Below are 5784 nucleotides of genomic sequence, written 5' to 3' on the forward strand. Positions count from 1 at the left end.
CCTCCGCCGGGGCAGAGACGGTCACGAGGTTTGGCGAGGCGGCGGCGGGGGCCGGATCGGGGCGCCGGGCGGCCCACGCCCCCGCGAGGGCAAGGGCCAGCAGCAGGTAACGCCCCTTGTTGCGCAGGGCGGGAGGGGGAGCCACAGCCTAGGCCGTCAGCGGCTCCAGGGCGGTGCCGACCGTGCCCGGCCCCACGTGCGTGGCGATCACGGCGCCGATGTAATGGTCGCCCAGGTCCTCGTACGCCACGCCCGAGACTCCCGCGCGAATCTCTGCCAGGGTGGCCTCGCCGCCCAGGGTCGAGAGGAAGGTCACGCGGGCACCGCCGTTGGCCTCGGCATATTTCCGGATGTGGTCCACGAGGTCCTGCACGACCTTCTTGCTGCCGCGCACGCGCCCGGCGGCCTCCACCCGGCCCGACCTCACCGTCAGGATCGGCTTGATGTTCAGCAGGCCGCCCAGCAGCGCCGCCCCACCGCCGATGCGCCCGTTGGCCCGCAGGAAGCCCAGCGTGTCCACCGTGAAGCGGATGTCGGTCTTCTGGGCGACCCGTTCGAGTTCGCCCACGATCTCGGCCATGGAGCGGCCCTCCGCCGCCCGCTGCGCCGCCCGGATCGCCTGCATGCCCAGGCCCAGCGTGGCCGAGCGGCTGTCCATCACCGTGACGCGCCCGCCGAAGTCCTGCGCGGCCAGCCGGGCGCTGCCCACCGTGCCCGACAGTTGCCCGCTGATGTGGATGCTCAGCACCTCGTCGGCCATCTTCAGCGCGTCCTCGTAGACGGCGGCAAACTCGGCCGGACTGGGCTGGGACGTGCTGGGGGTCTTCTTGCCCGCCCTGACCCCGGCGAAGAGGTCGGCGGGCGTGATCTCCAGGCCGTCTTTGTACATCTGGCCGTCGAAATGCACGTACAGCGGCACACTCCAGATCCCGTACTGCTCGCAAAGCTGCGGGCTGAGGTCACTCGTCGAGTCGGTGACGATGGCGATGGTCATGAATGGCATCTTAACGTGAGAAGCGGCCAACGGTGAGCTTCCCGCCCAGAACATCACAAAAACGCCGCCCGGATGGACGACGTTTCGGGAGAAGGGCGAATCAGTCCTTTTTCTTCGGCTGCCACTTCTTGCGGCCGCCGGGGCCGGGTTCGGAGGTCGCCTGCGTGCCCTCTTCCAGCAGGTTCTCCCCGACATGATCGAGGTGGACGTGCTCGGTGATGGGCGCGGCGTCGGCGGGGGGCTGGGGCGTCGCCGCTTCCGCCTTCGGGCGCGGCTGCCACCTGGGGCGCTCGCCAGGGGTGGGGGCGGCAGGCTCGGCGGCGGTCACGACCTCCATCGGGGTGGCGGGAGTCTCGACGGGGGCGGCACTCGCCGCCGCCTTCGGTGCCCACTTCTTGCGCTCACCCGTCGCTGGAGCGGGTTCGCTCGGCGCAGCTGCCTCGACANTCCATCGGGGTGGCGGGAGTCTCGACGGGGGCGGCACTCGCCGCCGCCTTCGGTGCCCACTTCTTGCGCTCACCCGTCGCTGGAGCGGGTTCGCTCGGCGCAGCTGCCTCGACACTCGGCGCGGCTTCGGGAGCCGGGGCCGCAGCCGTGACAGACGGCTCCGGGGTGGCCCCGGCGGGTTGGGCGTCGGCGGTGGCCTTCGGCTTCCAGGCCTTGCGGGCTGGAGCAGCGGCCTCCGCCTGCACGTCCGGCGTGACGGGCGCGGGGCTCACGTCGTCGCTGGCCTTGGGCTTCCAGGTCTTGCGAGCGGGGGCCGTCCCCTCGCTGGGGGCGGGAGACTGGGGACTGGCCGCTTCTGGCACAGGCGCCGCGCTCACGTCGTCTCCGCCTCCCTTCGGCTTCCAGCTCTTGCGGGCGGGCGCGGGGGCCGCGTCCTCGCTGGCGGCGGGTTGGCTGCTGGCCGCTCCCCCCGGCTTCCACGCCTTGCGCGGCGACGAATCCGCCGAGCCCGAGGTCAGCGGGCTGGGGGCGGCGGCCTGGGGTTCGGGCTGGGTGTCCGCGTTCCCGACCGGGCTGCCCGGCTGCGCGTTGAGCACGTCGGCGCCCGTGGTCCCCACCACGTCGTCCCCGAGGCCCGCGCTGGGAGCCGCGCCCGTGCGGGCCATCGGCGTCTCGGCGTTGGGCACGGTGGGCTGGGGCGAGTCTTCCAGGGTGCTTTCGGGCGCGGCGGTCGGGGCCACCCATTCGCCGGTCGCCCGCTGCACGCTTTCGAGCATCAGCTCGGCCACGTCCTTGACCACGATGTCGTCGCGCCCCGCCTTCTCGGGCGTCGAGTTCATCATCGACTTGCAGAAGGGGCAGCCCACCGCGACCACCTTGCCGCTCTGCTCGTACTCGGCCACCGCCTGCGAGGCCCCGTCCAGCCGGGCCTGAATCTCGCGGAAGCGGTTGTCGGAGACGCGCTCGCGGCCCTCCTCCTCCTCCTTCCAGAACTGGGCGCCGCCCGCCCCGCAGCAAAACGACCCCTCGCGGCTGCGCTCGAGCTCCAGCACCTGCCCGGCCATCTGGGTGATCAGCGTGCGCGGCGCGTCGTACACGCCGTTGTGACGGCCCAGGTAGCAGGGGTCGTGGTAGGTGACGTGCTCCTGAAGCTGCGCGAGGGGCAGCTTGCCCGCCGCGACCAGCGTCTCGAGGTACTCGGTGTGGTGGATGGTCTGGTAGTGCCCGCCGAGCTGCCTGTACTCGTGCCCGATGGCGTTCATGCAATGCGGGCAGGTGGCGACGATCAGCTTCGGGCGCACGGAGTTGAGCGTCTCGACGTTCTCCTGGGCGAGCTGCTGGTACAGGAACTCGTTCCCCGCGCGGCGGGCCGAGTCGCCCGTGCAAGCCTCCTTCTTGCCCAGGACCGCGTAGTTCACGCCCGCCCGGTCCAGCAGTTGCACGAAGGCGCGGGACACCTTCTGGGCACCGGGGTCATACGAGGCCGCGCAGCCCACCCAGTAGATGACGTCGGGTTCGGGGTTCTCGTCGATGGTGGGCACCTTCAGGCCCTCGGCCCACTCCATGCGCTTGTCGCGGGAGATGCCCCAGGGGTTGCTGGCCCGCTCCATGCCCCGGAAGGCGGTCTGAAGCTGCGGGGGGAACTCGCCCGCGACCATGACCTGATGGCGGCGGATGTCGATGATGTCGAGCATCTGCTCGTCCTGCACCGGGCAGACCTGCATGCAGGCCCCGCAGGTCGTGCAGGCCCACACCGACTCCTCGTTGATGGCGAATTCCAGCAGCGGGTGCGCGGTGCTGGCCCCCGACTCGAAGGCGGTCGGCCGCAGGGTGAAGGGGCTGGGGTGCGGCGCACCCGCCGGAGCCGCGAGGCCCTGCGCGGCCAGCCCCAGCGTGGTCGGCCCGCCCAGCAGCACGCCGCTCTGCCCGCCAGAGGTCAGGTCGTTGAGCTCCATGCGCTTGTTGATCTCCAGCGCGGCGGGGCTCAGGGCCTTGCCGGTGGCGTTCGCCGGGCACACGTCCTGACAGCGGTTGCACTGGATGCAGGCGTAGGCGTCCAGCAGCCGGGGCCATTCGAGGTCTTCCAGTTTTTCGGCCCCCAGCCGGGGTTCCTCGGCCTCCATCGCCTCTTCCAGCCCCTTCATGGGGGGCAGCACGCCGGAGCCGACGGGACGCCTCAGCGCGTAGTTGACCGGCGCCATGAAGATATGGATGTGCTTGGTGTACGGGAAGTACGCCAGGAACGCGAGCACGCTGCCCAGCGCCCCCCAGTAGCCGAAGATGCGCCAGCCCTGGATCGCCCCCTCGCTCAGGCCGGAGAAGGCCGCCGCCCCCAGCGCCGACGAGATCGGCTGGAAGGCGTCGTAGCGGCCCAGGTCGCGGGCTTCCTCCACCATCTTGGCGGCGTTGCCCACGATGCGGCTGCCGACGTGGAAGAGGATGAAGCTCGACACGATCAAGGAGTCGCGCTTGATGAAGCCCCGCTTGACGCGCGGGTGCAGCAGCGTCTTTTCGGTGAAGCGGAAGTCCCGCTTGGAGGGATGGAACAGGCGGCGCACCACCAGACTCACCACGCCGACGAGCACCAGGAAGCTCAGCACATCGGCCAGCAGGTTGTAGGTGGCTCCCAGGACGCTGTCGGAGTAGATGTGGAACGGGATAAAGCCTTCCAGCCCGTCCACCACGTTGACGAGCAGGTAGTACACGAACCCGTAGAAGATCAGGCTGTGCAGCGCACTCACCCAGGGGCGGCCCCGGAAGGTGCGCTCCTGCGTCAGCGAGGTCTTGACCGCGTACCACAGCCGCGAGCCCAGCTGATTCCAGCGGACCTCGGAGGCGGGCGCCCCCCGGCGAATCCGCAGATAGAGGCGGTAAAAGCCCCACAGGCCGTACAGTCCGGCGATCAGGGCGAAGACGAAAAACAGGATTTTATGTTCGAGCGGCAGCAAGGGCGGGGCCTCCTGGGGTGGGCGCGGCAGACAGAGGGAAGGCAGGCAAATTGAACCGGGTCAAAGAATTGGAGGGAAGTATAGCGGGGGCGCGGGGCCGGAGAAGGGACAGGTTGGCCCAGTGTACGCGGGGCGAGGCGGGAGCCGGAGATGCGCCCTCTCCCGCCCCGCCGACCCGGTAGGCTCGCCCTATGGCCCCCCTCGGTTGTCTCGCCAGCCTGTTCGGTCTCAGGGAGAACCCCACCCCGCACGCCCGGCCGGGCACGTCCCAACCCGGCACGGTGCCCGGCCGCCTGCCGCTGGAAGTCAAGCGGTATTTCTTCAGCCGCGACGAGCACGCCTTTTTCGCGGCGCTGGAGGAGGCGCTTTCTGGCACGTCCTACCGGGTCTTTCCGAATGTGCGGCTGAACGACCTGTTCAAGATCACCGCGCAGGAGGGGCGGCAGGCCACCTATGCCCGGCTGCGGGACAAGCACGTGGACTTTCTGATCGTGGACGGCGCGGCGGCGTATCGCCCGGTCCTTGCCATCGAGCTGGACGGGGCCTCGCACGGCAGCGAGAAACAGCAGCACCGCGACGCGGTCAAGGACGTGGCCTTCCGCTCGGCGGGGTTGCGGCTGATGCGCCTGCCCTCGCGTTCGTACTCTGCGGGCGAGTTACGGGAACGGCTGCGCGGCGAACTGTCCGCCCCCTCTCCGCGCTGACCCGGCCCCACGCGCTACCCTCTCCCCCGTGACCCTGACCCCCGCCGAGTTGCAGTCGTACCTCTCCTCGCTCATCGCGGGGAACCTCAAGCTCTCGACCATGATCTGGGGGCCGCCCGGCGTGGGCAAGAGCAGCGTGGTGGCGCAGGTGGCCGCCGCGCACGGGCTGGACTTCGTGGACGTGCGGCTCTCGCAACTCGCGCCCACCGACCTGCGCGGCCTGCCCGTCCCCGAGGCCGACGGCCAGGGCGGGGGCGTCAGCCGCTGGTATCCGCCCGAGTTCCTGCCACGTGGCGGGCACGGCGTCCTCTTTCTGGACGAGGTCAACATGGCCCCGCCCACCATGCAGGGGATGGCGCAGCAGCTCATCCTGGACCGCCGGGTGGGCAGCTACGAACTGCCGGACGGCTGGTTCGTGTGGGCGGCGGGCAACCGCAAGGAGGACCGCGCCTCGGTGTTCGACATGCCCGCGCCCCTCGCCAACCGCTTCCTGCACCTCGGCGTGCGGGCCGACTTCGACTCGTGGCGCTCGTATGCGCTGGGGCGGGGGCTGCACGAACACGTGATCGCCTTCCTGACCTTCCGGCCCGAACTGCTGCACCGCCTCGACCCCAGCCAGCCCGCGTGGCCCAGTCCCCGCGCGTGGGAGATGGCCGCGCAGCTCCACCGCGCCGGGCTGGACGCCGCGCCC

5 protein-coding genes are annotated in these 5784 nt (G+C 70.7%); 2 read left to right on the forward strand and 3 right to left on the reverse strand.

The features are described 5' to 3' along the window. Positions 1-148: 148 nt before the first annotated feature. The 3 genes from QOL99_RS14590 to QOL99_RS14600 all read right to left on the reverse strand — a co-directional run bounded on the left by QOL99_RS14590 (position 149) and on the right by QOL99_RS14600 (position 3837). Entirely contained in the window at positions 149-994 is an 846-nt protein-coding gene (locus QOL99_RS14590; RefSeq protein ID WP_285524891.1) for a DegV family protein, read from the reverse strand. Positions 995-1094: 100 nt separating this feature from the next. After that, positions 1095-1322 carry a hypothetical protein gene (locus QOL99_RS18020; protein WP_285524893.1) on the reverse strand — a complete coding sequence of 76 codons (228 nt, stop codon included), beginning with the start codon at positions 1320-1322 and terminating at the stop codon, positions 1095-1097. Between the two features lie 73 nt (positions 1323-1395). Further along, on the reverse strand, positions 1396-3837 hold the full coding sequence (locus QOL99_RS14600; protein ID WP_456318865.1) for a heterodisulfide reductase-related iron-sulfur binding cluster: 2442 nt from the start codon (positions 3835-3837) through the stop codon (positions 1396-1398). Between the two features lie 743 nt (positions 3838-4580). On the opposite strand from QOL99_RS14600, the gene QOL99_RS14605 reads away from it, so the two are divergent. Both QOL99_RS14605 and QOL99_RS14610 read left to right on the forward strand, forming a co-directional pair. Then, positions 4581-5093: a DUF2726 domain-containing protein gene (locus QOL99_RS14605; protein ID WP_285524896.1), complete on the forward strand. Its 513-nt coding sequence runs from the start codon at positions 4581-4583 to the stop codon at positions 5091-5093. 28 nt (positions 5094-5121) lie between these two features. After that, a partial coding sequence (locus tag QOL99_RS14610) for an ATP-binding protein (RefSeq protein ID WP_285524898.1) occupies positions 5122-5784 on the forward strand: 663 nt, incomplete at its 3' end.

This window comes from Deinococcus rhizophilus (assembly GCF_030271215.1).
In the GTDB taxonomy this organism is placed as follows: domain Bacteria; phylum Deinococcota; class Deinococci; order Deinococcales; family Deinococcaceae; genus Deinococcus; species Deinococcus rhizophilus.